The following is a 23,501-nucleotide window of genomic DNA, read 5'->3' on the forward strand; positions in this document are numbered from 1 at the left end:
GATGGCAGTCGCTCTCCCACCACGGCAGTATCGCGTGGTCGATTGGGGGTCGAAACTGGTCGGTATCATCGCCCTCGCGGCGGGGTTAGAACATCTCTTCGGGTCGCTCTCGATACCGGTTGCGGTACTGGGTCTCATCATCGGCATTGCAACCGTCTTCATCGACGTCGACGGAACCGACGCGTAACTATTCAGCTGTTTTCGGAAACGGACAACACTTGTCGAATACGAACGCCCACGAGCCACAGCACACAGCAGCCGAGAATGAGGATACCGACGATTCCGGTGAGGCTCGACACGAAGAACAACTGTGCGCTGAGGATCGCTTTCCCGGTGTATTCGATAGCGACGCCCGATGCCGCGATGAGAAACGAGACTCCCCAAAGCGCGATACCGGCGATAGCTATCGCCGCGATTCGTGGATGGACGAACCGATCCAGAAACGAGTCCGGATTCGATTCCGCGGAGTCGTCATCAGCAGACATTTGCAGTCGACTACGAATGGAATCGATAACACGATTGCGGTCGTGCGATGAACGGAAACGAGTAAATGCCCCCAGTCCAAGGGTTTTACTGAGAGATGGGTCGAGAACGGACGGTCACCGTCTACACGCGCGAGGGATGTCATCTCTGCGGGGATGCCATCGAAACTGTTCGCCGCGTCTCCGACTCGGTGAACCACGACGTCAGCCTCGACATCGTTGACGTGGATACGGACCCGGAACTACAGGAGCGCTACGGCGAACGTGTTCCGTACGTTCTGGTCGACGGTCGTCCACGGTTCAAATACCGTGTCGACGAGGACGAGTTCAGAGACCACCTAACAGGAGAGTAATACAAATGGTTGAACCGATGTCGGAAAGTACAGTACCCCGGACCACAAAGACCGAACCAACTAGCTAGATTGAGGGAAATTCGATGCATAGGAGATCATTTCTGACAGGAGTAGCGGCCACCACGGTGGGTAGTACTGCTATCGTTAGCGGTCAGAAGGGCGGTGGAAAAACACACACCGTCAAGATGGCCAACAAAGCAGGAGAGTACGTTTTCGACCCAATCGGCTTGTACGTCGAGCCGGGAGATACGGTGAAATGGGTCATCGACAGTGGCAAGCACTCGACGACATCCTACAGCAAAGGGAACCCGAGCGCCAACAACACGCTCATCCCGAAAGGGGCGAAGTCGTGGGACAGCGGCACGATCGGTAGTGGTAAGTCCTTCTCGTACACGTTCGAGAAGAAGGGGACCTACGACTACTACTGTATCCCGCACAAGACGCTCGGGATGGTCGGTCGAATCGTCTGTGGAGAACCGGGCGGACCGGCGGAAAAATCGGAAATCCCCGACAAGCCGGGCAGCGGAGTGATACCGCCGTCGGACGAAATCGTGAAGGAGAAATCCCTCTCGTACCCGTACATCCCGAACACGGGTCACGGCGGGCCACCGGCCCTCTTCTGGGGTGGGTTTAGCATCTTCTCCCTGACGAGCGTGTATCTGTTTTCGGTCTACGACCGAAAAACGGGGCGGTACGACCAGGCTTCGAACGCGGAAACCATCCTCAACGACGAGCACGACCGACCAGCGAACGACTGATCCGATTCGAGGATTCCGTTCGCGGTAAATGATCCTTATTTGATAGAACCAGTCATAGACGCCTGCAACTGTTGTTCAGAAGGCCACAGCGGTCAGTTACAGGTGATTTAATTGCTGAATAATAATCTTAGTGGTACTCCTATATTCTTTTCATGGTCGACCCCTCCGACGAGACACGACGGACTTTTCTCAAACTGACCGGTGCTGCTATCGGGACGACAGGATTTGTGGGGATTGCAGCGTCCGACACGGCAACGACCACGAATCATGCGTGGTCGTCGTTCCAAAACGATACGGGGAACACGGGGAGTAGTTCCGATGGGAATGATCCCGGTCCAGGAGCATGGGTCGATTGGAGCGAACAGGTGAGTGATCGGGGTCTCTATTCCCCGACCGTAGTTGACGGAATCGCCTACGTTTCCGATTCGTCCGGAGGAATAACGGCGTTCGACGTCGACTCGCGGAACGCGTGCTGGACGACGCATATCCGAGGACTGGACTACGCACCGACCGTCGTCGGGGATATCGTTTACGTGGCCGGAACCGACCTCGTCGCCCTCTCCGCCGAGGACGGGAGCGAACGGTGGCGGTTCGAAATCGGCATCATCGAGTCGTCCCCCGTGACCGTTGCCGATGGCATCGCCTTCTTCAAGACCAGCGACGTGAACGGGCAGGGTGCCTGCTGGGCGATCGATACCGAGACCGGAACGAAACAGTGGCAGGTCCGTCTCCCGTCCGGAAAGGACGGCGAGACACCGAGCGCCGAGAACGTGCCACCGGCAGTCGTCGACGGAACGGCGTACTTCGCCGACAAGAAAACGGTGTATGCCCTCGATGCGACCGACGGACAGCCACAGTGGCAGGCCAGCACCGACGGGATGATCGACCACGCGCCGACCGTCGCAAACGACACCGTCTACGTCTCCGGACGGAAGACGTTCGCACTCTCGACGGAGGACGGAGCGGCACGGTGGACGACGGACCTCGGCGATTCGACGCGACTCAGCCAATCACCCGCAGTCACCGACGACACGGTCGTCGTGACCGACGGCGCTCGGGCACGGATTTGGGCACTCGCTGCCGACGATGGAACCGTACGGTGGACGGTCGGAACTCTCGATGGATCGGCCGGAACCCCATCGATCGCCGACGGAACGACCTACGTCCCCATCACACGGGATAGCGGCGATGGACTCGGCGCGTTCGACCTTCGGAGCGGCGACCAGAAGTGGTGGGTTCCGGTACGTAATCTCGATACCTCGTCGTTGCCGCCCGCTATCGACGACGGGATATACATCGCTGACCGGGAGGGCTTTCTCTACTCCGTCGCGGACCCCGAATGGCTCGACTGGCGAGCGAACGGGATCGGTTCGATGGACGTTGGAGAAAACGTCTACCTTCAGAACGACGCACTGCGCGCGCTCGACACTGAAACCGGAAAGAAACGATGGCGCGAAGAAGGCGATACGCCACCGGTTTCCGCGAACGGTATGGTGTACGAGACGGATTGGTCGGCGGTCGTCGCGTACTCACCGGACGGAACCCAACAGTGGCGTTCCGAATGTGACGGCGGAGTCACGACCGTTCCGGCCGTCACCGATGACCGCGTCGTCGTTGGCGGCGACGGATGGGTGACCGCGTTCGACGCAACGACCGGCGTGCACGCATGGACGAGTACCGGCGACTGTGGCGGACTCGGGTCGGTCGATACGGTTGCTACCCACGACAAAACGGCATTTGCACTCGTGAACGGTCGGGTCGTGGCGCTCGATGCCGAGGGAGAGCGGTGGTCCGCCGGGGATGGTGTGCGAGCCGTCGCAGTCGATGATGCGGTGTACACCGGTACCGATTGTAACGAAGTCGTCGCCTACGATTTCGACGGAACCGAACTGTGGCGTGTAACCCTCGAAGACGGAGACACAGTGACGAGTCTCGTCCCGGATGACGGTCTCTACGCCGTGACGAGTGACGTGACGAGCACCGGAACCGATAGTCGCGACTGGCTGGTTTCGCTCGACGACGGGAGTGTTTCGTGGACGTTCCACCCGAAATTCCTCCCGTTCGGGTCGCTCTGTGAACCGGTCGTCGCCGACGAAACGGTGTACGTCGGCGCCAGCGACCGCCGAGTGTACGCGCTCTCGGCGAGCGACGGAGCGGAACGACGACGGTTCGAAACCGGTGACGAAGTCGAGTCCGTCGCGGTGGACGACGAACGCACCTACGCGACGAGCGACGGTACCTACGCGTTTAGATAGCGGGCGTCTTACGGTGCGGAACAGCGGTTCGGCCCCAGTTCGAGTTCCGTCGCCTCGTCTTCGTCTTCGGGTTCGTCCTTGCCACGGTTGATGGCGATGACCGTTTCGTAGTTCGGCGGTTTTTCGGGCACGTCGTCCGAAAGACGGGAAACGAATTCGTCCTCGTCCAACTGGAGTACGTCGAGATTACGGCGGAGGTCACCGACCGTCGACCGAATCGGTTCGCCGGGATTGCCGTGAGCGAACCGTCCGTCTTCGGTGACGGTAACGTGTCCCGGCAGGACGACGACGCTGTCCGGGTCGCTCATCAACACCTTGTGAAGGGAATCGTACTGCATCTTTGCTCCCTCTGCTGCGCCTTCGTCACCGAACTCCAGTTCCGTGCGACCGATGGAGTCCACGAACAGGGTGTCCCCGGTGATGACGGCTTCGTCGTTGACGAGATAGCTGGTGATCTCGGAGGTGTGACCGGGCGTGGGAACGGCCTTGATATCGGCGTTTCCGACGCGAACTACCTCGTTTCTGTCGAGGGCATCGTACTCGTATTCGACGCCGCGTTTGCGGGCGCGTTCGCTGAGGTGGTACGGGACACCGAGTTCGTCGGCGAGCGTGCGCCCGCCGGAGATGTGGTCGGCGTGGACGTGGGTGTCGAACACGTGAGTGATTTCGTATCCACGGTCGTCGGCCGCTTCGCGGAACTCGTCGGTGTGTCGGCTCACGTCGATAGCCGCCGCCTTCCCCTCGCTTCCGACGAGGTAACCGAGACATCCCTTCGCACGTCGCTGTATTTGTACGATTTCTACATCACCGTCCATTTCGATGGGGACGTGATCGTACACCTCACTCCACTCCTCCATGCCGCCGGTGACGACTTTCACGTTTTCGAACCCGCGTGCTTCGAGTTCGTCGACGAAGTGTGCCGACGAGATTCCCTTCGCACAGATGGTGAGGATCTCGTCGTTTCCGTCGAGCATCGATTCGACTTCCGAAGCGCCGTCCTCCGACAGCGACTCGTCGGGACCGAACGGGAAGTTCCGTGCCCCAGTGATATGCCACGATTCGAAGCTTTCCTCCGGTCGTGTGTCGATGAGGGCGAAGTCCTCGTCAGCATCCTGCCTGTCCGCCAACTCCGCGGTGGATATCGATTCGACCATGTTCGACGGTTGAACCTCCTCGGGGAAATGTCGTTTGGCCTTGTGCCGACAATACAATATTAGTTCGACGGCCGATTGTATCCTATCCTATCGGCTTCATCGTTCGTTCCATCGGACTTATCCACGGCACTCCCCAACCGAACACCGATGGAGCGAAGCGCGGCGATAGAGCGCGTCGAGGAAATCGTCGAGATGGTCGAGAACGATACCATGCCCGTTCCCGTGCGGGAGATTTGGGTCTACGGGGATATCGCCCTCGGTCTCGACCCCATCGACCGACTGGACGTGTACGTAACGAAGGACATTCTGCTACGAGGCGACGATGCCGACCGGGAGGATGAGTTCGTCGAATCACACGGCGTGAAGGGTGTCGGGAAGACGGTCCGTGCGTCGTGGGCAGACGAGCATCCCGATCTGATTCGGGCGAGCGAGAACGGCTACACCGCGCCCGAGAAGTGTCTCGCGGCCCATCTGCTTCCCGAGAACGATCCCGTCCACCTCGAAGTCTGCAATTCGGGATTCGAGGACAACGTCACCCAACGCTTACGTGGGGCGATGGCACGGGACGCCTACGAGCAAATCCTCGATCCACGCGGGGTCTGTCTCTGGGTCGATGGGCAACGAAGCGAAGAAGCGTTCCGGAAGTTGCGAGCGGGGGAGTTCGCGTTCCCGACGCTCCCGGCCGCGTTGGAGATGCTCGGCATGGATGAAGAGGAGACGAAGAAAGCCGCACAAGCCGTCGAATCCTATCGCCGTCGGCAGGACGGAACGACGGTTCGCGGCGATGTCGTCTAATACAGGTACGAACAGGCGGCACGCAGGTTCTCACGCGAGGGAGCGCCACACACCCGCCTCGACCACTCGCGCGATACGGATTTCAGGTCACGCCGGTCTTGGTCCCGGCATCGTATATGAACCCTCGCAGCATTATCCCTCGAACCCGTCCTCGAATCGGAAGACGCCGTTTCGCTGAACGACTTCGCCATCCACTTCGATGTACGAGTCTTCGCTCATATCGACGATCATGTCGAAGTGCGTTGCGCTCTCGTTGAGCGGTTGTCCCTCGGGAACCGTCTCGCCGATGGCTTGCCCGATGGCGAGGTGAATCGTGTCGCCCATCTTCTCGTCGAAGAGCATGTTGTAGGTGAACTGGTCGATATCGCGGTTCATCCCGATACCGAGTTCGCCGAGTCGGCGCGCGCCCTCGTCGGTGTCGAGGGTCCCTTCGAGGACCTCTTCGTTCTTGTCGGCGCTGAAATCGACGACTTCGCCGTTTTCGAAGCGGAGCCACGCACCTTCGATTTCCCGTCCCTGTCGGACGAGGGGTTTGTCGAACAGTACTTCGCCCTCGACCGAGTCGGGAATCGGCGCGGTGAACACCTCGCCGCCGGGGAGGTTCTTCTCGGCGAAGTCGTTGATGGTTTTCATACCCTTCACCGACATCGTGAGGTCGGTCGTCTCGCCGGAGACGATGCGTACTTCGTCGGCAGGGTCGATGATTTCGACCATCTGCTCCTGGAACTCGCGCTGTTCGTCCCAATCCTTGTTTATCGCGTTGTACACGAACGCCTCGTAGGCTTCCGTACTCATCTCGGCCAACTGGGCTTCCCCAGGCGCGGGGAACTGCGTGCCGACCCAGCGTTTGCCCATTCGTTCCTGTTGGATGGGCGCGTTGGCGCGGGCCTTGGCGGCGGATTTCTCCGCCGGGACGTCGCTGGTCTCCGCCGTGTTCTCCGCTCCTTTGATGATGATGACGGCGTCCGTCTCCTCTATCGCCGCCAACGTGTGGTCGAGTAGACCGAAATCGTCCACGTCGCAGGAACGGAGGAACGCCCGGTCCGCCCGTTTGCTTCGCATCGATAGCGACGGTTTCGCGCCACGCTCCCCGAGTTTTTCGTACAGCGCGACGACGAGGTCCTCGGCGACCGTCGGTGCCATTACCTCGACGGTGTCACCTTCCTCGATACTCACGGAATGATCGACGATGACTTCCGCATGCTCCCGAATTCGTGGGTCCATACGATGGGATGAACCGTCAACCAGAAAACTGTTTCAATGTAAACAGGCGGTTCAGACACGGGCGGTCGTCACGTAGAAAGGAACGACTTCCGCACGCCGGTATTCCTCCGCTCCCATCTGTCTGATGGTCTCTCTCCCCATCTCCCGCCAGTCGGCGCGCAGGTCGTCGTACTCGTCGGTCGAAAGCGGCCCGACCAGCGTGTCCCGTCGGTCCGTCAGCGCGCTCGCGGTCGCCTTCCGCTTTGCCGCTTCGATGTCGCGTTCCGAGTACGGCGGTTCGACCGTCTTCGCGTGGTGATACGGGTGGGTCGAAGGGTCGTGGAGACCGGCCGTTCGGAACAGTTCGCGTGTCCCCTCCCCGCCGAGGGTGATGTCGGTGGCCGTTCCCGCGACGTACGCCTCGCGAGCAGTTCGGGACAGGGAACGCTCCTCCGGAACCGTCGATTCGACGGAAACGGCGGCGTTGTCGGGTTCTATCGCCGCCACGAGGTCCGAGGAGACGCGGGCGAATTCGCGGACCGCACGAACCGGTTCGGGGAGGTTGATGAGCAACGCCTGGCAGACCACGAGGTCGAAGCTGTCGTCGGGAAACGGCAACCGGTAGGCGTCGCCCGCGACGCAGGGAACGAACTCCCGTGCGACCGAGAGGAGGCGCGGGTCGGCGTCCGTCCCGAAGACGTCGCCAGGTGTCTCGTCCGCGAGGACGCGGGCCAGTTCGCCGGTCCCACAGCCGACGTCCAGCACCCGTTCCCGGGAGTCGAGTTCGAGACCGGCGAGCGCGTCGCGGGACTCCCACATCCCTTCCCGTGTTCGACGGAGATAGTCGGCGGAGAACTCGCGCATGTGTTGTGGTGGATTTTCGTGGGCGGCGTCAAAAACGGGATGGTTCGTTGGCGGGTTGCCGAACGGCAGTGGGAACGAATCACACAAGAGATTCACCGCGATACCAACGTTGATACCACCCCCATCACCTACGAGTAACCAGTGTCAACCCGTGATGATTTTCTCTCCGGTGTTCGCGTTTCCTTACCGATCATGCTCGGGATCATCCCGTTCGGGATGGTCACGGGTGTCGCAGCGGTCGGTGTCGGTATTCCGGCGATTCACGCGATCGCGATGTCGGTCATCATCTTCGCCGGGGCGTCACAACTCGCGGCGACGGAACTCATCGGTCGGGACGCGCCCATCGCCGTCATCGTCCTGACCGTCCTCGTCGTCAACCTGCGGATGATGATGTACAGCGCCTCGATCGCGCCGTACTTCGAGCGCGAATCGGCGCGCTGGAAGGCGGCGCTCGCCTATCCACTGACCGACCAGGCCTACGCCGTCTCCCTGCTGAAGTTCCGGAACGACGAGCACACCAGCAGACGATGGTACTACCTCGGCGTCGCGCTGTCGCTGTGGACCGTGTGGCAGATTTCGACGGTCGCCGGTATCCTGCTCGGCGCGAGCATTCCCGAGGGATGGCATCTGGAGTTCGCCGTCCCGCTGGTGTTTCTCGCAGTGTTGGTTCCGGCCGTCACCGACCGGCCGACGCTGGTGGCCGCCATCGTCGGCGGCATCGCCGCAATCGCGGCCAACGGCCTCCCGTTCGATCTCGGACTCGTCGTCGGCGCGCTCGTCGGTATCGGTGCCGGACTGCTGACCGAGGAGGTGGCCTGAATGGCGACGACGGGGTTGGGTGATGCGAGCCTCTGGCTCATCATCCTCGTCGGCGGTCTCGGAACGTACCTGATCCGCGTGTCGTTCATCGCTCTGTTCGGCCGACTGGACGACGTGCCCGACGGCGTCGAGCGCGCGCTCCGCTTGGTCCCCGCCGCCGTCCTCTCGGCGCTCGTCCTGCCCAAGTTCGTCTACATGGACGGATCGCTCGCGCTCTCGCCGGACAACCTGCGCCTGTTCGCGGGTGCACTGGCCGTCGCCGTCGCGTGGTACACCGAAGACATCCTCGCCACCATCGTCGCCGGGATGGGCGCGCTGTGGCTCCTGAGCTACGTATTTGGGTGAATGGAAAACGTGAGTAACCCCTCATCCCGACCGCGAAAAATCTAGAGAATTTATCGGCAAGATACTATCGTTGACTGAAAAACACTGAATAGTACTGGTAGCGGGCAGTCATCCGAAGCAATAATTTTGGTCATTTTACGGTTACAGTTGCCGAGAAGACGACCTCGAAAGCCCCCGCCTGCTCGCGGTCGCTCGCCGACATCTTTCCTTCACTCGCTACGCTCGTTTCGTCAAGAGTGGTCGGCGAGACGACCACGCAAGCGCGAGCGGGCGACCCCTTTCAGTCCCACCCCGCACCGCGACAGCCACACCCTCCCCAGCCGATTCGCTCCACTCACTTCGCTCGTTCCGCTCATCCCTCGTACGATTCTTCCGAGGCGGTTCGGCCGGGGCGCTGGCCGAACCGCCTCGTCAGCGCGCGCCATCCAGCCGGATGGGGTGGGCGCTACGGGCCAACCGTACGGCGCGCGACGTCCTCGTGAGCACAGCGAACGAGTGGCTTGTCAGAGCTGTGCTCTGACGGTGGGTGAAAGGGGCCGACCGCGAACGGTCGGGGGATTTCTAGGCATTCATCGTAGTCGTTGCAGTCGCGCCAGAACAAGAATCACCTCGGAGCGAACGGGCGAGGGCTTTCGGGGTCTGCTTCTCAGTAACTCCAATCACAAACCCACCAAACACGTCTCGTAACCAGCGACCTACCAAAAATAGACACGCAAGAAAAACGGACTACCCTCCCTTCACTCGTCGCGCAGTTCTTTCACGCGAGCGATGTTCCACGAGAAGCCTTTCCCGTCTTCAGTCGGCGTCTCCAGCACCAGCGGCACGTCCTCCAGTTCGGGGTGGTTGATGATGGCGGACATGCCCTCCTCGCCGATGTAGCCCTCGCCGATGAGGGCGTGTTCGTCCTTGTTGGTGCCACACTCGTGTTTCGAATCGTTGAGGTGGATGCATTTCAGGTGTTCGAGGCCGACGACCTCGTCGAACTCCTCGACCGTTTCCTCGACGCCCTCCTTCGTGGAGAGGTCGTAACCCGCGGCGAAGGCGTGGGCGGTGTCAACACAAACGTCCAAATCCTGCTCCGACTTGTCGAGCACTGCGGCGAGGTGTTCGAAGTCGCCGCCGAGTTTGGTGCCGCTTCCGGCGTCGCTCTCGATGAGGACGGTGACGCCGTCTGGGATGTCGAGTTCGTCCAGCGCGCTGGCGGCGTTGTTCAGGCCGCCTTCGACGCCCGCGCCGGTGTGTGCGCCGAGGTGGACGTTGACGTATTCGATGCCGAGTTCGTCCGCGGCGTCCACTTCGGTCTGCATGCTGGCGATGGATTTCGCCCGGAGGTCGTCCTTCGGCGTGCAGAGGTTGACGAGGTACGACGAGTGGATGACCCACGGGCCGTCGAGTTTCTCGTCGGTTTCGTTCACGAACAGTTCGACCTCCTCGTCGCTGAGGTCCGGGTCCTGCCAGACCTGCGGGGACGTGGTGAAAATCTGTCCGCAGTTGCCGCCGAACGTGACCTGGCGGCAGACGGCGTTCGCGATGTTGCCGTGGGGTGGTTTCGTCTCGTCGCTCGTCACCTTCGAACTGGACATGGAAACGTGTGCGCCGACTCGCATACTCACAGCCTCCCGTTCGGGGGTCAAAGGCACTTCGAAGCGTCGGCGAGGAACCGTACCGAAACCGACATTTCCGCGAACCGAACCGTTAACTCGGTCGGATGGAAGGAATCCGTATGCCCGGATCAGGTGTCCTGTCGGTTGGGGACGACGCACCCGAGTTCAGCGCACCACTCGTGACATCGAACGGGGGGGGTATTGGAGCGCGAGTTATCGTCACTTCTCTCGGACGGGCCGGTGCTCCTCTCGTTTTACCCGAACGACTTCACGCCCGACTGCATCGAGGAGTGGTGTTCGTTCCGCGATTACGACTGGTTCGCGAGCGGCGGCGAGGTACAGGTCGTCGGCGTGAGCAAATCCCGTCCCGCGACACACCGCCGGTTCATCGACTACCTCGGCATCCAGTTCCCGCTGTACATCGACAGCGACCTCGGCGTCGCAAGCAAATACGGCGTGAAGTATCGCGTTTTCAAAACCGTCCACCGGGCGAAGCGCTCGTGCTTCCTCATCGACCAATCCGGCGTCGTCCGGTACGCGTGGGTAAGCGACCACCCCATCGACCCGACGCTGGGACAACCGCCGCTCGGCGAGATTCACGAGGCCATCGTCGATTCGTTCGGGTCGGAACCCGAGACGTTCGGGTTCTGAGCCCGCTGGTTGCCGTTTTCAGGCAGATGTCCGTATACGTGGGCCTCGTTCACGAGATGGCACGTTACGTTTCTGATGCGGACCCATGAATTCATCATCCATTCTTATCAACACTTGGTTATGCCGACTGACGCAGCGGACTCCGAACATGATCGGTCCATTCAGATCCCATTCGAAGCACAAGTTGGGGTTGCACTGGTCTCCCTGGTATACGGTGTGGCAGTCCTCTCCAATACTATCCAAAACCAAATCCCGGCAGTCGTGTGGTTCGCGGCCGCTGCTGGCCTGTTGGGATATGCTGTGCATCAGGTTCGATTTTCCTGAGACATTCGTAGAGAATTCACCTCACGCGGTCGGGTCCTCGTGGCGCTGTGTCCAGGGTTCGCTCTCGAACTTCGCTTTCGCGTGCTCGCGTGCGCGGGCCACCTCGTCGTCCGTCCACTCGCCGTCGGGTGCATCCGCCCAGTCGTGAAGCGCCTCCTCGACGGCGGTCACGGCGTCGGCGCGGTCGATACTGACTTCCTCGTTGATGGTCGTCACGCGCTCGTGGAACTGCGCCGCCGTCGTCTCGGGGTTCGCAAACGTCGAGAGGTGGCGCTTCGCGTCGAGTGCGAACTTCAGGGAGCCATGCTGGATGACGGCGTCCTTGCGCCGATACTGGGCGTTACCGCTGATCTTCCGTCCGTTCGCCACGATATCGTGGGCGGGGTGGAGTTCCCGGAGGTAACACGCGGGTTGGTGGATGACCGGAAGTTTCTCCTCGGTAAACCCCGCGTCGACGCCCATCCGCTCGAACGCGTCGAAAATCGGCTCACAGAGCAGTTCGTAGGTCTCCATCAGGTTTCCCGGCAGTTCGTCGGCGGGCGCGATGATGGAGTAGGAGATGTCGCCGTAGTTGTCGTGATAAATGCCGCCGCCGCCGGTCGGCCGCCGCGTGACGGTGATCCCTTCGTCCTCGCAGAACTCCCAATCGACCGTCTCCGGTTCCTGACGGTAGCCGAGCGACAGGGTGCTCGGGTCCCAACGATACACACGAAGGGTTCGCGGGCCGCCGTTCGCGGCGGTCTCGGCTGCGATTTCGTCAAGTGCCATGTTCAGCGGTCCGTCCCACGATTCTTCTCGAACGAGTCGCCACTCCCTATCCGCCAGCGTCATGCTACGACGTTCGCATGGCTGGACGAAATCGGTTACGGACGACCGGCGGCGAACGGTGCGAAAGTCGGTTCCGACGCGACGCTACTCGCTCACTCCCTGCCACAGCAGGAACAACACGACGATGAGCAGGAGTTGAACCAGTTTGTCCGCGAGTCCGAGCGGATCGTAGACGTTCGGCCATCGCAGACCGAAGTAAGCGGCGAACTGAATGCCCGTGTAGGCGATGCCGACCGGATACAGGACTTCCCGATCGAACCCCAGCCAGAGGAGGACTATCGCCCCGAAAAAGCCGAGTCCGGCGAGGATGAACAACACCCCGATGAAACCCTCGCCGAGGTCCTCTATTCCCTCGTAGATGTGAATCACACCGGTAATCGCCGCCAGCAGGATACCGACGTAATCGAGCGACACCAACGCGGTGGAACGGTCGAACCACGAACGGGTTTCGGTCGCCATACGAGCGTCCCAACCGGGAATCGGTTAGCGATGACGGCCACCGGTTTTCAGCCCGACCAATGGAATCGTTGGTTTACGGTCGGTCGATTCGAAACGGAACGGCATGACCGACCACGGACAGAAGGTCACCGGTTCGTTCGTCAACGGCGTCGCCGTCACGGTGTCGTCGGGGCGTGAGAACTACACAACCAACTAAATATTTCGACATCGTAACAGGTTCATGCGCCTTGTACAGGTGCTCGTTCCGCGCGGTAAGCGAGACGCGGTTCTCGATGCGTTGGACGAGGAGGGGGTGGACTACGCGGTGTTCGACGAAACCGGGCGGACGGAGTTCTCCGCGCTGGTCACGTTTCCGGTACCGCCGAGCGCCGTCGAGCCGATTCTCGAAAAGCTACGCAAAGCGGGGGTAGAGGAGGACGCGTTCACCATCGTTCTGCAACCCGAAACCGTGGTGTCGAAGCGAATCGCCGAACTCAAGCAGCGCTACTCGGGGTTCAACATCGCCCGCGAGGAACTCCGCGAACGGGCGGCCGAGATGGCCCCCGAGAGTTCGACGTTCTTCTCGATGACGTTCATCAGCACCATCATCGCCGCGACCGGCCTGCTCCTCGATTCGTCGGCCGTCATCATCGGCGCGATGGTCATCGCGCCACTGATGGGTCCGGCGATGGCGGCCAGCGTGGGGACGGTCGTGGACGAACCGAAACTGGCGGAGCGGGGCGTCCAGTACCAGATAACCGGCCTGCTGGTCGCCATCGCGAGCGCCGCCCTGTTCGGTTTTCTCGTCCAAGGGACGGTACTCATCCCGCCCGGTCTCGACATCCGGACGGTTCCGGCCATCACGGAGCGGTTCACACCGAACTTCCTCTCACTACTGCTGGCCCTCGGCGCGGGTGCGGCGGGCGTCATCAGCCTCATGCGCGGTGCCGGATCGGTCATCGTCGGCGTGATGATCGCCGTCGCGCTCGTTCCTCCGGCGGCGACGGTCGGTCTCGGCATCGCGTGGCTCGATTTCGGTGTCGCACTGGGCGCGACCGTGAACGTCCTCGTAAACCTGCTGTCGATAAACCTCACCGCGCTGGCGTTGCTGTGGGTGTCGGGCTATCGTCCCGAACGGGTGCGGTCCGTCGGCGAAGCGCGTTCGAGAACCCTCTGGCGGATAGCGATCATCGTCGTCGCCATCGCCGTGCTCTCGCTCGGCTTGGGTCTCGTCACCTACGGGACGAACCGAACCACGGTGTACCAGGAGCAAGCGAACGGGGAAATCAACAAACTGTTCGTCGGACCGAACGCGGAGTACTCGGACTACCAACTCGTGGACACCACGGTGACGTATCGTCCGCTGGATTTCTATCAGGGGAAACCCGCTCACGTTCGCATCGTGACCGATCCGGAAGGGGAACCGCCGAACGACCTCGCACAGCAAATCGACCGCAAAATAACGCAGCGCACGGGACAGAAGACGACCGTCGAGGTCGTCTTCGTCCGATCACAGAAGTCGTCCTAGTCGGTTCGGCGGAATCGGCGTATCCCGATAGTCGGTAGGGATTTCGTGATCGGGACGCGACGTGAGTTCGTGACGGAGACCGCGAAAGCCGGACTGTTACACCACGTCGAACTGTACGCCAGCGATTTCCGCTCGTCGAGATCGTTCTGGGGATGGTTGCTCACCGAACTCGGCTACGACGTGTGTCAGGACTGGGACGGCGGACGGTCGTGGAAACGGGGCGGGACGTACATCGTTCTCGTGCAAGCGGACGAGAAGTTTCGGGACGAACCGTACCACCGCCGTCGGCCGGGGTTGAACCACCTCGCATTTCACGCCGAATCGCGCGACCACGTGGACGAGTTCACCGAGATGTTGCGGGCGCGGGACGTACCGATCCTGTACGAGGACGACCACCCTTACGCGGGCGGCGACGACCACTACGCGGTGTACTTCGAGGACCCCGAACGGATCAAGGTCGAACTCGTCGCGCCGGGGTGATGTACTACGGCGCTTTGATGTAGCCGTAGCCCTCGGCCTGCAATTTGGCGAGTTCGCCGGATCCGGACGGGACCCCCTCCACGCCGGGAAGCAAATCGTCGTCCGTCGCGCCCATACCCCGGAGTGCGTTCCGGCAAGCACGGAGGGCGACGTCCCGATTTTTCATCTCTTCGACCAACTCCGACAGGGCGCTCGTCGCTTCGACGAACATCCGGATACCCGCACCGTTGGCGAGGACGACGACGTCGTCGTCCGGCGCGGAGACGCTTTCGTCCATCACGAGGTTCAGCGTGTTCGCGACGGCTTCCCGCTGGTCGTTCGGGTCGGGGCTAGAAACGTGGACGACGGTCTTCATCATAGGGCGGGCAACGCGGAGGGACATAACCGGAGTACGAATTCGTCGGACCGTTTCGGAGCGGGATGATGCTGCTAACTGTTAACACGGTTGGTGGCTACCTCCCAATGGGGGGAACAGATATGAGCGATTCATCGGCACCGGAGTACAGTCCGTTCGTCACGCCGGAGAGCCCGGGCGAACGAATGGGGTTCGACGGGTGTGACGTCCACGTCGTCCACCACGACCCCGGCACCGAGCGGGAGGAGCATACACACGGCGAAGAACACATCATCTTCATCCGAGCGGGGCGGATGGAGTGGAGCGTGGACGGCGAAGCACGCGAAACCGGACCGGGCGACACCGTCGTCACGCCAACGGACGTGCCGCACGGGTGGAAGGTGCTCGGCGACGAGCCATCACAAGTCGTCTGCGTCACCGCGCCGCCGGAACCCGAGAGCGAACCCGGCGAGCGGTAAAAAGTGCTGTTCGTTCGCGTTTCGCGCGCTATCGCCCGCGAACGAACGTTTCGATTCGATTCATGGCCTCGCGCAGGTCGGCCATGCCGGTCGCGTAGGAGGCGCGGAAGTGGCCCGCGCCACCGTCCCCAAACACGCTTCCGGGGACGACGGCCACGCCCTGTTCCGTGAGGAGTTCCTCGGCGAACGCCTCGTCGTCGCCGCCGCAAGCGGGGAACGCGTAGAACGCGCCACTGGCCTCGAAGCACTCCAGACCCATCTCCTTGAACCGCGAGAGGACGAACCGGCGGCGACGGTTGTACTCGTCGTGCATCTCGACCACGCTGTCCTCGCAACTTCGAAGCGCCTCCAGCGCGGCGTACTGTGCGGTGACGGGGGCTGAAAGCATCGAATACTGGTGAATCCGGTTCATCGCCGTGATGGTTTCTGGCGGGGCAAGCGCGTAGCCCAACCGAAGCCCGGTCATCGCGTAGGCTTTCGAGAACCCGTTGAAGACGACGGTTCGCTCGCGCATGCCGGGGAACGTGGCGATGGAGGTGTGGTCGCCGTCGTAGGTGAGCGCGGCGTAAATCTCGTCCGAGAGGACGAACAGGTCGTGCTCGCGGGCGAACTCCGCGACCTCCGCGAGTTGGTCGCGACTCATCGTCGCCCCGGTCGGGTTGTTCGGATAGCACAGCATCAGCGCCTCGGCGTCGGCCGCCCCGGCACGTTCGAGGTCGTCGTACGTCAGGGCGAACCCGTTCTCCGCCCGCGTCGGGACCGACAGCGGTTCGCCGCCCGCGAAGACGACGCCGGGGACGTAGGAGATGTACGACGGTTGGTGGACCGCCACGGTGTCGCCGGGGTCCACCAGCGCGCGCATTGCCACGTCGATGGCTTCGCTCGCGCCCGCCGTCACCAGAATCTCATCGTCCGGGTCGTACTCGTGATCGTAACGCCGGACGTGGTCGGCGATGGCTCGCCGAAGGTCCCGGCGGCCGCGGTTCGCGGTGTAGGACGTTTTTCCGCGCTCCAGCGCGTCGATGGCGGCGGTTCGGGCGGCCCACGGCGCGGAGAAGTCCGGTTCGCCGACACCCAAGGAGATCACGTCGTCGCGCTCCTCGGCGAGTTCGAAGAACCGACGGATGCCGGACGGCGGAACCTGTTGAACTCGGTCGGCCGGTTTCATGGCGAGATCGAGAGGCGGTCGTCCTCGTCGCGGTCCTCGAACTCGATGCCGCGTTCCTTGTACGTCTCCATCACGAAGTGGGTGACCGTCTGGGTCACCTCCGGGATGGGTGCGATCTGCTCGGAGACGAAGTTCGACACGTCGTGCATCGAATTGCCCTCGACGTCGATCGCGAAGTCGTAATCGCCGCTGACCAGTCTGAGCGAGACGACCTGCGGGAACTTGGCGATTCGGCGGGCAATCTCCTCGTAGCCGGTTTCTCGGTCGAGTTCGACGTTGAGTTCGACCTCCCCTTGGACGTGTTCGTCGTCCACGTTGTGCCAGTCCACGACCGCTTGATAGCCGCGAACGACGCCGTCCGCTTCGAGTTTTTCGATCCCTGATTCGACTTCCGTCTCCGACAGCCCGGTCTGTCGTGCGAGGTCCGTGGGGCTTTCGCGGGCGTTCGACAGCAGCAGTTCGAGCAGTTCCCGTTTCGGTTCCATAGAATCCCGTTCTAGACGCGAGCACAAGTAGTTTGGTCGTGTGTGACAAGTATTGCCATTGTAAGCCGGAGAGACAGTCGTCTCTGCATGATCAAGTCGTTGATGCCAGTGGTCGGGGAACAGAAACTGGATGACGCGGGTTCGAGAAGCGACGCGGGAGGACGCGGATGACATTCTGACGCTTCACGTCGCGGCGATCCGTGCGTTCGGCGCGGACGCGTACGACGAAGAGCAGGTCGCGGCGTGGGCCGAGAAGGCCGATGGAACCGCGGGATATCCCATCGACGAACCGGGTCACTACCTCGTGGTTGCAGAAGCTGACGGGGTTGTCGGATACGGTCATCTCGTCCCGGAAAACGAGGAAGTGCGGGCGGTGTACGTGCATCCGGACGCCGCTCGACGAAGTGTCGGGTCGGCGGTTCTCTCCCATCTGGAGGGGTACGCTCGCGGTGCCGGATTGTCCCGACTCGAACTGTGGTCGTCACGCAACGCTGTCGCGTTCTACGAGCGGACGGGCTACCGTCCCGTGACCGAAGAGGCGATCACGAAGAGGTACGACGGACGCGACGTCGTGCTCCCGGTGGTCGTGATGGAAAAGCGGTTGGAATAACGGTCCACAAGACTGTTCGGGTTAGCTACGTGACGGGATGTCAGGAAAACCAAAAAGGATAAACAGCGTTTAGGCCTGCCTAAACACGTATGTCTGGAACACCACCGAACCCGTCCCGACGCGACTATCTCCGGGGCGGCGGTGCGCTCGTCGTCGGCGGGTTGCTCGCCGGATGCAGTGACAATGGTTCGAATTCGGCGAATGGACAGACGGATACCTCTGACACCGGAGATACGTCCTCGACCGCCGGGGAAACGACCTCGAACGACGGTGGCCCGTACTCGGTTTCGATGTCGCCGATGGGGAACGTCGAGTTCGACGACGTCCCGGAAAGCGCCTTCGTGATTTTCCCGCAGTACGCCGACATGGCCGTCGCGCTCGGCCACGGCGACGCGGTCAACGCCATCTACGTGCCGGAGATGTCCGGCAAGACGATGAACACGTACTACGACCGACTCGACGGCGTCTCCTTCGAGTGGAAGGACTTGCCGAACGCCTTGGGGAGCAGTCTGAGCGAGGAGCAACTCTACCAACTCGACAGCGACGTGCACTTCGCCGATCCCGCCTACGTCTCCACCCAGAAGAACTGGTCGAAGTCGGACGTCGAAAAAGTCGGGAAGAACGTCGGGCCGTGGTTCGGCAACTTCTACAGCGGAACGAACGGCGAACCGCCGAAAGGGTACCGCGACGGCTACCAGTACTACGGCCTCTGGGACATGTTCGGCAAGGTGGCGGACGTGTTCCAGGAGAAGGAGCGCTACGACGCGATCAAAGGGATTCACGACGACGTGATCTCGACCATTAAAGAGAAGCTCCCGCCTAAAACGGAGCGACCGACGGCCGTCCGCGTCACCTACAGCGACGGGAAGTTCTACACGTATCACCTCAACAAACCCGGCTACTGGCTGGCCGACACCCGCCCGCTCGCGGCGAAGGATGCCTTCGCGGAGAAGGACTGGGGCAGCCTCTGGGGCACCGTCGATTACGAGACGATGCTCGAAGTGGACCCGGACGTCATCCTCCACCTCTGGGGCGTCTCGCCGGGCTACTACGTTCAGGACATGAAGAAGAAGATCCAAAACCACCCCGCCGGAGGGAAGCTCTCGGCCATCGAGAACGACCGCTTCTACGCGTCCGGAATGCGGTATCAGGGGCCGCTCATGAACCTCTTCCAGTTGGAGATGACCGCGAAGCAACTGTACCCGGACCAGTTCGGCGAGTGGCCGGGCTACGAGAAGAAGAAGCCGTACCCCGAGATTCCCGAGGACGAACGGCTGTTCGACCGCACGAAGCTAGCCGACATTGTCACCGGAAAATAGCTACCACCAGGTCGCTTTCACCGACTCGCCTCTTTCCGTCTCCGGTTTCGTCCCGTACAACGCGGCCGAGTGGACCTCGACCGGACTCCACGGCTCGAACTCCCCTTGGCCGCACATGTTCCACCACTTCTCCTCCGCCCGATTCCAGTAGACGCCGTCGAAGTTGAGTTCGGGACAGTACCACGTCCCCGTCGTGTCCATGATGAAATCGACGCCCCACGGCTCCGAGAACGCGTCCGCGATTCGCTCGGCGTACCGGCGCGGGGCCGACAGGTCCACGTCCGCGATTACGGGTTCGAGGTAGTCGTAGGTGTCGTCACAGACGTTCGTCGCCCGCTCGGCGGTCATCGGCGTGTGGCCGAGAACCTCACTGTCTTCCACGAAGAACCGAACCGACGGGTGGCAGTTGTGCTTCGGATGGATGCAGAAGTCGAAGTCGAGCCACTCGCGCACGACCAACCCGTCCCCGTGCGGCCACCCCTGTTCGAGGTTCTGGGTGAGCAACGACTCGACGACGTCGTCGATGACTTCCGGGTCGCGGCGATAGATGAACGACCCGTCGCGCAACCGCACCGTCGCGGCCTTGACCTGCGTCCGGACGAACGCGCGGTCGTACTCGTTTTTCTCCATGAACGCGAGGATATCGTCCGTCTCCCAGTGAATCCCGTCCTCGTCCGTTTCGAGGGCGACGAACGTCGTCTTCGGAACCGGCACGTCCAACTCGCGAAGCCGGGACCAGTAGCTGTCGAACCGACACCGTTCGTCGGCGAAGTTCGTGATGTGGAGTGACGGGGAGGGCATTGAGAACAGTTCAGCCGGGAGTCACATCACTGTATCGCCGGAACACCCCCCGAGACGGGGGAGTTCGGGCGATGACCGTCGAGAACACGGGAGACTCTCGACTCATTTCATATCGTGCCATACGATTTATTGGTGAATTCGACCGCAACCGTTCGCGCTGTCATCGAGAAGCGGGAACCGTATTCTACGGGAGCAACTCGACCACAATCAAATATTCTGAGAGAATATCCGTCATTCTATCGTATTCTGCAAACCATCATGGCGTGACCGTATCAATATAAGGGACTGCCGGACGTTGGCATGGGCGTACCCATGTCAGATGCTAGCGCACGGACAGTACGTGAGCAGTGGGGGAGTCGGTTCGGCTTCCTCATGGCGATGCTCGGGGCGATGGTCGGCGCGGGAAACATATGGCGAATGCCGTTCACGACCGGCGAGAACGGGGGTGGAGCGTTTCTCGTGGCGTACATCATCCTCCTGTTCCTCATCGCCGTCCCCGGCCTGATGGCCGAGACGGTGTTCGGGTCGTACACGGACCGGGGCGTCATCGGGGCGTTCAAATCCGCCTTCGGCGAGGGTCGGGCGGAAGGACTCGGGTTGGTCGTCGTCCTCGTGAACATCGCGTTGATGTCGTACTACGCGCCCATCATCGGGTGGACGCTGTACTACGCGGCGCACTCGCTCCTGTTGACCTTCTCGCAATCGGGATTCCAATCGCAGGCGTTCTGGGACTCGTTTTCCGGATCGCCGATGCTCACCGTCGGGATGGACACGCTCGCGATGGCGGCGACGGCGGGCGTTCTCCTGTTCGGCATCAAGGACGGCATCGAGCGCGTCGTCAAATGGATGATCCCGTTCCTCGTCCTCGCGCTCATCGCGATCGGAATCAAGGGACTCACGCTCCCCGGCGCGATGGACGGACTCGCGTTCGCGTTCACCCCGAAATGGGAGTACCTCAGTAAATCGTCCACCTGGATCGCCGCGCTCGGACAGGCGCTGTTCTCGACCGGTCTGGGTTGGGGGATCGCACTCACCTTCGGAAGTTACCTCAGCAAAAACGACGACGTCCCCCTCGGCGGCGGGGTGTTTACCGCCATCGGCAACACGAGCATCGGACTGCTCGCCATCTTCGCCACCTTCCCAGTGGTGTTCGCGTCTGGTCTCGAACCGAGCGCCGGTCCCCAACTGGCGTTCGTCGCGCTCCCCAAGGTCTTCCTACAGATGGCGGGCGGGCAGGTCTGGGCCATCCTGTTCTTCGTCGGCTTCCTGTTCGCGACGTTCTCGTCCGGACTCGCCATCACGGAAGTCGCGGTGACGACGATTTCCGAGGAGACGAGATTGAGCCGGAAGAGCACCGTGCTCGCCGTCGTCGGGGGCATCTGGCTGCTCAGCCTACCGAGCGCGTACTCCGGGGACTTCCTCAACACGATGGACTTCATGTTCGGGAACTGGGGCCTGCCGCTCGCGACCCTGCTCATCATCCTGACCGTCGGGTGGAAACTCGAAGCCGAACCGATGCGCGTCGTCGCGCTCAACCGCAACTCCGACATTCACGTCGGTCGGTGGTGGGTGCTCGTCATCAAGTACCTCATCCCCATCGTGATGGTGCTGATAATGGTCGACTACGTCTGGATGAATCTCAGCACATCACTCGTCCAGACCGTTGGCGGTGTCGTGCTGATGGCCGTCCTCCTCGTCGGTTCCGTCCTCATCATGGGCGCACTTCGCGGCCGCGGAGGCTCGCGTGAAGCATCGGAAACCGCCGCAGGAGGGGGTGATTGAGATGGTACTCTCAACGAGCACGTGGATCGTCATGTTCGGTGCGATCATCGTCCTCTGGGGAACCGCGGTGTGGGCGCTCGTTCGCTCCCTGCGCGACGAGGACGAGAAACTCGAACTGCTGGACGAACAGGGCGAAATCGACACCTACTCGCCGCGCTCGCTGACCGAACTCCGGGAGTGGATACGGGCGAACCCCGGCGACAAGCACGCGGACGAGGCCCGTGACCGATACAACGAGTGTGTCGAGACGCTCAGACGAATCGACACGACGTTCTACGACTGGGATCGGAGCGAGATAGACTCGCTCGAAAAGCTGTAGTGCGGTAACTGCGGTGCGGCGCGGTAATTCCGCCTTTTATTCCACGCGGCACGGAAGGCTTTCGAGTCCGTACAGAACCTGACTCGGAACCGGTTTTTTCGCCGCATCTGTCGGCTCGATGGTGTCGAACTGCTCCAACAGCGCCTTGAGGGCGACGTCGGCCTCGACGCGAGCGAGCGGTGCGCCCAGACAGTAGTGGATTCCCTTGCCGAACGCGATGTGTCGGTTGGGACTCCGCTCGGGACGGAACTCGGTGGGGTCGTCGAACACGTCGGGGTCGCGGTTCGCCGAGGCGATCCACGCCGAGATCACGTCGCCCTTCTCGATGGATCTACCGCCGACTTCGATGTCGCGGGCGGCGACGCGGCGAAGCGACTGGACGGGCGAGCGGTAGCGAAGAACTTCCTCGATGGCCTTTTTGCGGTCGATCTCGCCGGACCGAACGGCTTCCATGATTCCCTGTTCGTGGAAACACCAAATCGCGTTCGTGATGAGGTTCGTCGTCGTGATGTTACCCGCGATGAGGAGCAGCATGCAGAAGCCGACCTTCTCCTCCCGGTCGAGTTCGTCGCTCGTCGCGGCGAGCGTCACGAGGTCGTCGCCGTCCCCGTCGGATCGTTCGTCCAGCAGGTCGCCGAAATACTCGCCCATCTCCCGACGAGCGCGTTGGCGCTCCTGCTGATTTTTTTCGACCGCCGCTTTCGTCTCCTCGCGCGGACTGGCGACGAGCGCATCCGACCACGCCTTGAACTCGTCCCGGCGGTCGGCGGGGATGCCGAGCAGTTCCGCGATGACCGTCACGGGGAACGGGTACGCGAAATCGCCGACGACGTCGATTCGGTCTTCGTCCGCGATTCCGTCCAAGAACTCGTCGGTTAACGCTTCGAGTCGGGGTTGCAGTTCGCGTATCGTTCCGGGCCTGAATCGCTCGTTCACGAAGCCGCGAAGTCGGTCGTGTTCGGGCGGTTCCGTGTTGATCATCGTCCGGTTGAACCCTTGCTGGTCGTCGTCGAACGGCGACTCCGTGGCGTCGCGTACGTTGGACGTGAACGTCTCGTAATCGGAGAGAACGTGGTCGACGTCCTCGTACCGGAACACGTCCCACATGTTCCGGTCGTCGTCGTACCGGACGGGCGATTCGAGACGCATCTTCTCGTACCAGTCGAACGGTGCCACTTGTCGTTCCCTGTCGCGCAGCGCTTTCGGAGGGCGGAGGACCGCCGCGGGTTGATCGGACGCCATTGATTGAACGATCATTCAGTCAGTTGTAGGCTTTTTGGTGGTGACGAGTGGTCCGGAAAAAGGGACCGTGGAGTGGTTTTT

At 61.8% G+C, this 23,501-nt stretch carries 27 protein-coding genes; 15 read left to right on the plus strand and 12 right to left on the minus strand.

What is annotated here, in order from left to right; genetic code table 11:
- The first annotated feature begins 1 nt into the window (after position 1).
- The gene (locus tag NKF25_RS09535) at positions 2 to 187 is read left to right on the plus strand and encodes a hypothetical protein (RefSeq protein WP_253226447.1); all 186 of its coding nucleotides are present in this window, start codon (positions 2 to 4) and stop codon (positions 185 to 187) included.
- A 4-nt stretch (positions 188 to 191) separates the two neighbouring features.
- Here NKF25_RS09535 and NKF25_RS09540 read toward each other — a convergent pair whose 3' ends face one another.
- A complete protein-coding gene (locus NKF25_RS09540) occupies positions 192 to 485 on the minus strand; it encodes a hypothetical protein (protein ID WP_253226448.1) in 294 nt (97 codons plus the stop codon).
- A gap of 95 nt (positions 486 to 580) precedes the next feature.
- On the opposite strand from NKF25_RS09540, the gene NKF25_RS09545 reads away from it, so the two are divergent.
- The 3 genes from NKF25_RS09545 (at position 581) to NKF25_RS09555 (ending at position 3,848) form a co-directional block, all read left to right on the plus strand.
- A complete protein-coding gene (locus NKF25_RS09545; protein ID WP_253226449.1) occupies positions 581 to 835 on the plus strand; it encodes a glutaredoxin family protein in 255 nt (84 codons plus the stop codon).
- A 125-nt stretch (positions 836 to 960) separates the two neighbouring features.
- A complete protein-coding gene (locus tag NKF25_RS09550) occupies positions 961 to 1,593 on the plus strand; it encodes a plastocyanin/azurin family copper-binding protein (protein ID WP_253226450.1) in 633 nt (210 codons plus the stop codon).
- 152 nt (positions 1,594 to 1,745) lie between these two features.
- Positions 1,746 to 3,848 (plus strand): PQQ-binding-like beta-propeller repeat protein, encoded by a 2,103-nt coding sequence (locus NKF25_RS09555; protein WP_253226451.1) that lies wholly within the window; start codon positions 1,746 to 1,748, stop codon positions 3,846 to 3,848.
- An 8-nt stretch (positions 3,849 to 3,856) separates the two neighbouring features.
- Here NKF25_RS09555 and NKF25_RS09560 read toward each other — a convergent pair whose 3' ends face one another.
- Positions 3,857 to 5,002 (minus strand): rhodanese-like domain-containing protein, encoded by a 1,146-nt coding sequence (locus NKF25_RS09560; RefSeq protein ID WP_253226452.1) that lies wholly within the window; start codon positions 5,000 to 5,002, stop codon positions 3,857 to 3,859.
- A 147-nt stretch (positions 5,003 to 5,149) separates the two neighbouring features.
- Here NKF25_RS09560 and NKF25_RS09565 point away from each other — a divergent pair, with 147 nt between their 5' ends.
- Complete coding sequence (locus tag NKF25_RS09565) at positions 5,150 to 5,797, plus strand: hypothetical protein (protein WP_253226453.1); 648 nt, start codon at positions 5,150 to 5,152, stop codon at positions 5,795 to 5,797.
- 132 nt (positions 5,798 to 5,929) lie between these two features.
- On the opposite strand, the gene NKF25_RS09570 is transcribed toward NKF25_RS09565, so the two are convergent.
- Together NKF25_RS09570 and NKF25_RS09575 are read right to left on the minus strand one after the other, a co-directional pair.
- Positions 5,930 to 7,021: an aminopeptidase gene (locus tag NKF25_RS09570; protein WP_253226454.1), complete on the minus strand. Its 1,092-nt coding sequence runs from the start codon at positions 7,019 to 7,021 to the stop codon at positions 5,930 to 5,932.
- Positions 7,022 to 7,072: 51 nt separating this feature from the next.
- Positions 7,073 to 7,864 (minus strand): class I SAM-dependent methyltransferase, encoded by a 792-nt coding sequence (locus NKF25_RS09575; RefSeq protein WP_253226455.1) that lies wholly within the window; start codon positions 7,862 to 7,864, stop codon positions 7,073 to 7,075.
- Between the two features lie 192 nt (positions 7,865 to 8,056).
- Here NKF25_RS09575 and NKF25_RS09580 point away from each other — a divergent pair, with 192 nt between their 5' ends.
- Together NKF25_RS09580 and NKF25_RS09585 are read left to right on the plus strand one after the other, a co-directional pair.
- The gene (locus NKF25_RS09580) at positions 8,057 to 8,683 is read left to right on the plus strand and encodes an AzlC family ABC transporter permease (protein WP_253226456.1); all 627 of its coding nucleotides are present in this window, start codon (positions 8,057 to 8,059) and stop codon (positions 8,681 to 8,683) included.
- On the plus strand, positions 8,684 to 9,028 hold the full coding sequence (locus tag NKF25_RS09585; RefSeq protein ID WP_253226457.1) for an AzlD domain-containing protein: 345 nt from the start codon (positions 8,684 to 8,686) through the stop codon (positions 9,026 to 9,028).
- Positions 9,029 to 9,765: 737 nt separating this feature from the next.
- On the opposite strand, the gene NKF25_RS09590 is transcribed toward NKF25_RS09585, so the two are convergent.
- Positions 9,766 to 10,635: a deoxyribonuclease IV gene (locus NKF25_RS09590; protein ID WP_066143715.1), complete on the minus strand. Its 870-nt coding sequence runs from the start codon at positions 10,633 to 10,635 to the stop codon at positions 9,766 to 9,768.
- A 198-nt stretch (positions 10,636 to 10,833) separates the two neighbouring features.
- Here NKF25_RS09590 and NKF25_RS09595 point away from each other — a divergent pair, with 198 nt between their 5' ends.
- The gene (locus NKF25_RS09595; RefSeq protein ID WP_253226458.1) at positions 10,834 to 11,283 is read left to right on the plus strand and encodes a redoxin domain-containing protein; all 450 of its coding nucleotides are present in this window, start codon (positions 10,834 to 10,836) and stop codon (positions 11,281 to 11,283) included.
- A gap of 345 nt (positions 11,284 to 11,628) precedes the next feature.
- On the opposite strand, the gene NKF25_RS09600 is transcribed toward NKF25_RS09595, so the two are convergent.
- A complete protein-coding gene (locus NKF25_RS09600; RefSeq protein ID WP_253226459.1) occupies positions 11,629 to 12,438 on the minus strand; it encodes a biotin/lipoate A/B protein ligase family protein in 810 nt (269 codons plus the stop codon).
- Positions 12,439 to 12,519: 81 nt separating this feature from the next.
- A complete protein-coding gene (locus tag NKF25_RS09605; protein ID WP_253226460.1) occupies positions 12,520 to 12,894 on the minus strand; it encodes a hypothetical protein in 375 nt (124 codons plus the stop codon).
- Positions 12,895 to 13,114: 220 nt separating this feature from the next.
- Here NKF25_RS09605 and NKF25_RS09610 point away from each other — a divergent pair, with 220 nt between their 5' ends.
- Both NKF25_RS09610 and NKF25_RS09615 read left to right on the plus strand, forming a co-directional pair.
- Positions 13,115 to 14,401 carry a TIGR00341 family protein gene (locus NKF25_RS09610; RefSeq protein WP_253226461.1) on the plus strand — a complete coding sequence of 429 codons (1,287 nt, stop codon included), beginning with the start codon at positions 13,115 to 13,117 and terminating at the stop codon, positions 14,399 to 14,401.
- Between the two features lie 69 nt (positions 14,402 to 14,470).
- Positions 14,471 to 14,881 (plus strand): VOC family protein, encoded by a 411-nt coding sequence (locus NKF25_RS09615; protein ID WP_253226462.1) that lies wholly within the window; start codon positions 14,471 to 14,473, stop codon positions 14,879 to 14,881.
- A gap of 4 nt (positions 14,882 to 14,885) precedes the next feature.
- Here NKF25_RS09615 and NKF25_RS09620 read toward each other — a convergent pair whose 3' ends face one another.
- Entirely contained in the window at positions 14,886 to 15,236 is a 351-nt protein-coding gene (locus tag NKF25_RS09620) for a DsrE family protein (protein ID WP_253226463.1), read from the minus strand.
- Between the two features lie 122 nt (positions 15,237 to 15,358).
- On the opposite strand from NKF25_RS09620, the gene NKF25_RS09625 reads away from it, so the two are divergent.
- Positions 15,359 to 15,694 carry a cupin domain-containing protein gene (locus NKF25_RS09625; protein WP_253226464.1) on the plus strand — a complete coding sequence of 112 codons (336 nt, stop codon included), beginning with the start codon at positions 15,359 to 15,361 and terminating at the stop codon, positions 15,692 to 15,694.
- A gap of 28 nt (positions 15,695 to 15,722) precedes the next feature.
- On the opposite strand, the gene NKF25_RS09630 is transcribed toward NKF25_RS09625, so the two are convergent.
- Both NKF25_RS09630 and NKF25_RS09635 read right to left on the minus strand, forming a co-directional pair.
- Positions 15,723 to 16,862, minus strand: a complete 1,140-nt coding sequence (locus NKF25_RS09630; protein WP_253226465.1) for an aminotransferase class I/II-fold pyridoxal phosphate-dependent enzyme — start codon at positions 16,860 to 16,862, stop codon at positions 15,723 to 15,725.
- Complete coding sequence (locus NKF25_RS09635) at positions 16,859 to 17,347, minus strand: Lrp/AsnC family transcriptional regulator (RefSeq protein ID WP_253226466.1); 489 nt, start codon at positions 17,345 to 17,347, stop codon at positions 16,859 to 16,861. Before NKF25_RS09635 ends, NKF25_RS09630 begins: the two co-directional genes overlap by 4 nt.
- Positions 17,348 to 17,477: 130 nt before the next feature.
- Between NKF25_RS09635 and NKF25_RS09640 the strand changes: the two genes are divergently transcribed.
- A complete protein-coding gene (locus NKF25_RS09640) occupies positions 17,478 to 17,957 on the plus strand; it encodes a GNAT family N-acetyltransferase (protein ID WP_253226467.1) in 480 nt (159 codons plus the stop codon).
- Positions 17,958 to 18,046: 89 nt separating this feature from the next.
- Positions 18,047 to 19,276 carry an ABC transporter substrate-binding protein gene (locus NKF25_RS09645; RefSeq protein WP_253226468.1) on the plus strand — a complete coding sequence of 410 codons (1,230 nt, stop codon included), beginning with the start codon at positions 18,047 to 18,049 and terminating at the stop codon, positions 19,274 to 19,276.
- On the opposite strand, the gene NKF25_RS09650 is transcribed toward NKF25_RS09645, so the two are convergent.
- Positions 19,277 to 20,077, minus strand: coding sequence for an ATP-grasp domain-containing protein (locus NKF25_RS09650; protein ID WP_253226469.1), 801 nt, complete (start codon positions 20,075 to 20,077; stop codon positions 19,277 to 19,279). It lies immediately after the preceding gene.
- 312 nt (positions 20,078 to 20,389) lie between these two features.
- Here NKF25_RS09650 and NKF25_RS09655 point away from each other — a divergent pair, with 312 nt between their 5' ends.
- Together NKF25_RS09655 and NKF25_RS09660 are read left to right on the plus strand one after the other, a co-directional pair.
- A complete protein-coding gene (locus NKF25_RS09655; RefSeq protein ID WP_253226470.1) occupies positions 20,390 to 21,859 on the plus strand; it encodes a sodium-dependent transporter in 1,470 nt (489 codons plus the stop codon).
- A gap of 1 nt (position 21,860) precedes the next feature.
- Entirely contained in the window at positions 21,861 to 22,178 is a 318-nt protein-coding gene (locus NKF25_RS09660) for a hypothetical protein (RefSeq protein ID WP_253226471.1), read from the plus strand.
- Between the two features lie 36 nt (positions 22,179 to 22,214).
- On the opposite strand, the gene NKF25_RS09665 is transcribed toward NKF25_RS09660, so the two are convergent.
- On the minus strand, positions 22,215 to 23,420 hold the full coding sequence (locus tag NKF25_RS09665; RefSeq protein ID WP_253226472.1) for a cytochrome P450: 1,206 nt from the start codon (positions 23,418 to 23,420) through the stop codon (positions 22,215 to 22,217).
- Between the last annotated feature and the right edge of the window lie 81 nt (positions 23,421 to 23,501).

Origin of the sequence: Haladaptatus sp. AB643 (genome assembly GCF_024136975.1) — an archaeon.
Classification (GTDB): Archaea; Halobacteriota; Halobacteria; order Halobacteriales; family Haladaptataceae; genus Haladaptatus.

What these genes read in the sequence shown, in the direction of transcription:
- NKF25_RS09620 (WP_253226463.1), bottom strand. Translation starts at nt 15,236, where the DNA reads ATGAAGACCGTCGTCCACGTTTCTAGCCCCGACCCGAACGACCAGCGG.
- NKF25_RS09590 (WP_066143715.1), bottom strand. Translation starts at nt 10,635, where the DNA reads ATGCGAGTCGGCGCACACGTTTCCATGTCCAGTTCGAAGGTGACGAGC.
- NKF25_RS09575 (WP_253226455.1), bottom strand. Translation starts at nt 7,864, where the DNA reads ATGCGCGAGTTCTCCGCCGACTATCTCCGTCGAACACGGGAAGGGATG.
- NKF25_RS09600 (WP_253226459.1), bottom strand. Translation starts at nt 12,438, where the DNA reads ATGACGCTGGCGGATAGGGAGTGGCGACTCGTTCGAGAAGAATCGTGG.
- NKF25_RS09580 (WP_253226456.1), top strand. Translation starts at nt 8,057, where the DNA reads ATGCTCGGGATCATCCCGTTCGGGATGGTCACGGGTGTCGCAGCGGTC.
- NKF25_RS09645 (WP_253226468.1), top strand. Translation starts at nt 18,047, where the DNA reads ATGTCTGGAACACCACCGAACCCGTCCCGACGCGACTATCTCCGGGGC.
- NKF25_RS09660 (WP_253226471.1), top strand. Translation starts at nt 21,861, where the DNA reads ATGGTACTCTCAACGAGCACGTGGATCGTCATGTTCGGTGCGATCATC.
- NKF25_RS09535 (WP_253226447.1), top strand. Translation starts at nt 2, where the DNA reads ATGGCAGTCGCTCTCCCACCACGGCAGTATCGCGTGGTCGATTGGGGG.
- NKF25_RS09560 (WP_253226452.1), bottom strand. Translation starts at nt 5,002, where the DNA reads ATGGTCGAATCGATATCCACCGCGGAGTTGGCGGACAGGCAGGATGCT.
- NKF25_RS09655 (WP_253226470.1), top strand. Translation starts at nt 20,390, where the DNA reads ATGTCAGATGCTAGCGCACGGACAGTACGTGAGCAGTGGGGGAGTCGG.
- NKF25_RS09630 (WP_253226465.1), bottom strand. Translation starts at nt 16,862, where the DNA reads ATGAAACCGGCCGACCGAGTTCAACAGGTTCCGCCGTCCGGCATCCGT.
- NKF25_RS09540 (WP_253226448.1), bottom strand. Translation starts at nt 485, where the DNA reads ATGTCTGCTGATGACGACTCCGCGGAATCGAATCCGGACTCGTTTCTG.
- NKF25_RS09585 (WP_253226457.1), top strand. Translation starts at nt 8,684, where the DNA reads ATGGCGACGACGGGGTTGGGTGATGCGAGCCTCTGGCTCATCATCCTC.
- NKF25_RS09610 (WP_253226461.1), top strand. Translation starts at nt 13,115, where the DNA reads ATGCGCCTTGTACAGGTGCTCGTTCCGCGCGGTAAGCGAGACGCGGTT.
- NKF25_RS09565 (WP_253226453.1), top strand. Translation starts at nt 5,150, where the DNA reads ATGGAGCGAAGCGCGGCGATAGAGCGCGTCGAGGAAATCGTCGAGATG.
- NKF25_RS09640 (WP_253226467.1), top strand. Translation starts at nt 17,478, where the DNA reads ATGACGCGGGTTCGAGAAGCGACGCGGGAGGACGCGGATGACATTCTG.
- NKF25_RS09545 (WP_253226449.1), top strand. Translation starts at nt 581, where the DNA reads ATGGGTCGAGAACGGACGGTCACCGTCTACACGCGCGAGGGATGTCAT.
- NKF25_RS09570 (WP_253226454.1), bottom strand. Translation starts at nt 7,021, where the DNA reads ATGGACCCACGAATTCGGGAGCATGCGGAAGTCATCGTCGATCATTCC.
- NKF25_RS09625 (WP_253226464.1), top strand. Translation starts at nt 15,359, where the DNA reads ATGAGCGATTCATCGGCACCGGAGTACAGTCCGTTCGTCACGCCGGAG.
- NKF25_RS09605 (WP_253226460.1), bottom strand. Translation starts at nt 12,894, where the DNA reads ATGGCGACCGAAACCCGTTCGTGGTTCGACCGTTCCACCGCGTTGGTG.
- NKF25_RS09555 (WP_253226451.1), top strand. Translation starts at nt 1,746, where the DNA reads ATGGTCGACCCCTCCGACGAGACACGACGGACTTTTCTCAAACTGACC.
- NKF25_RS09650 (WP_253226469.1), bottom strand. Translation starts at nt 20,077, where the DNA reads ATGCCCTCCCCGTCACTCCACATCACGAACTTCGCCGACGAACGGTGT.
- NKF25_RS09665 (WP_253226472.1), bottom strand. Translation starts at nt 23,420, where the DNA reads ATGGCGTCCGATCAACCCGCGGCGGTCCTCCGCCCTCCGAAAGCGCTG.
- NKF25_RS09635 (WP_253226466.1), bottom strand. Translation starts at nt 17,347, where the DNA reads ATGGAACCGAAACGGGAACTGCTCGAACTGCTGCTGTCGAACGCCCGC.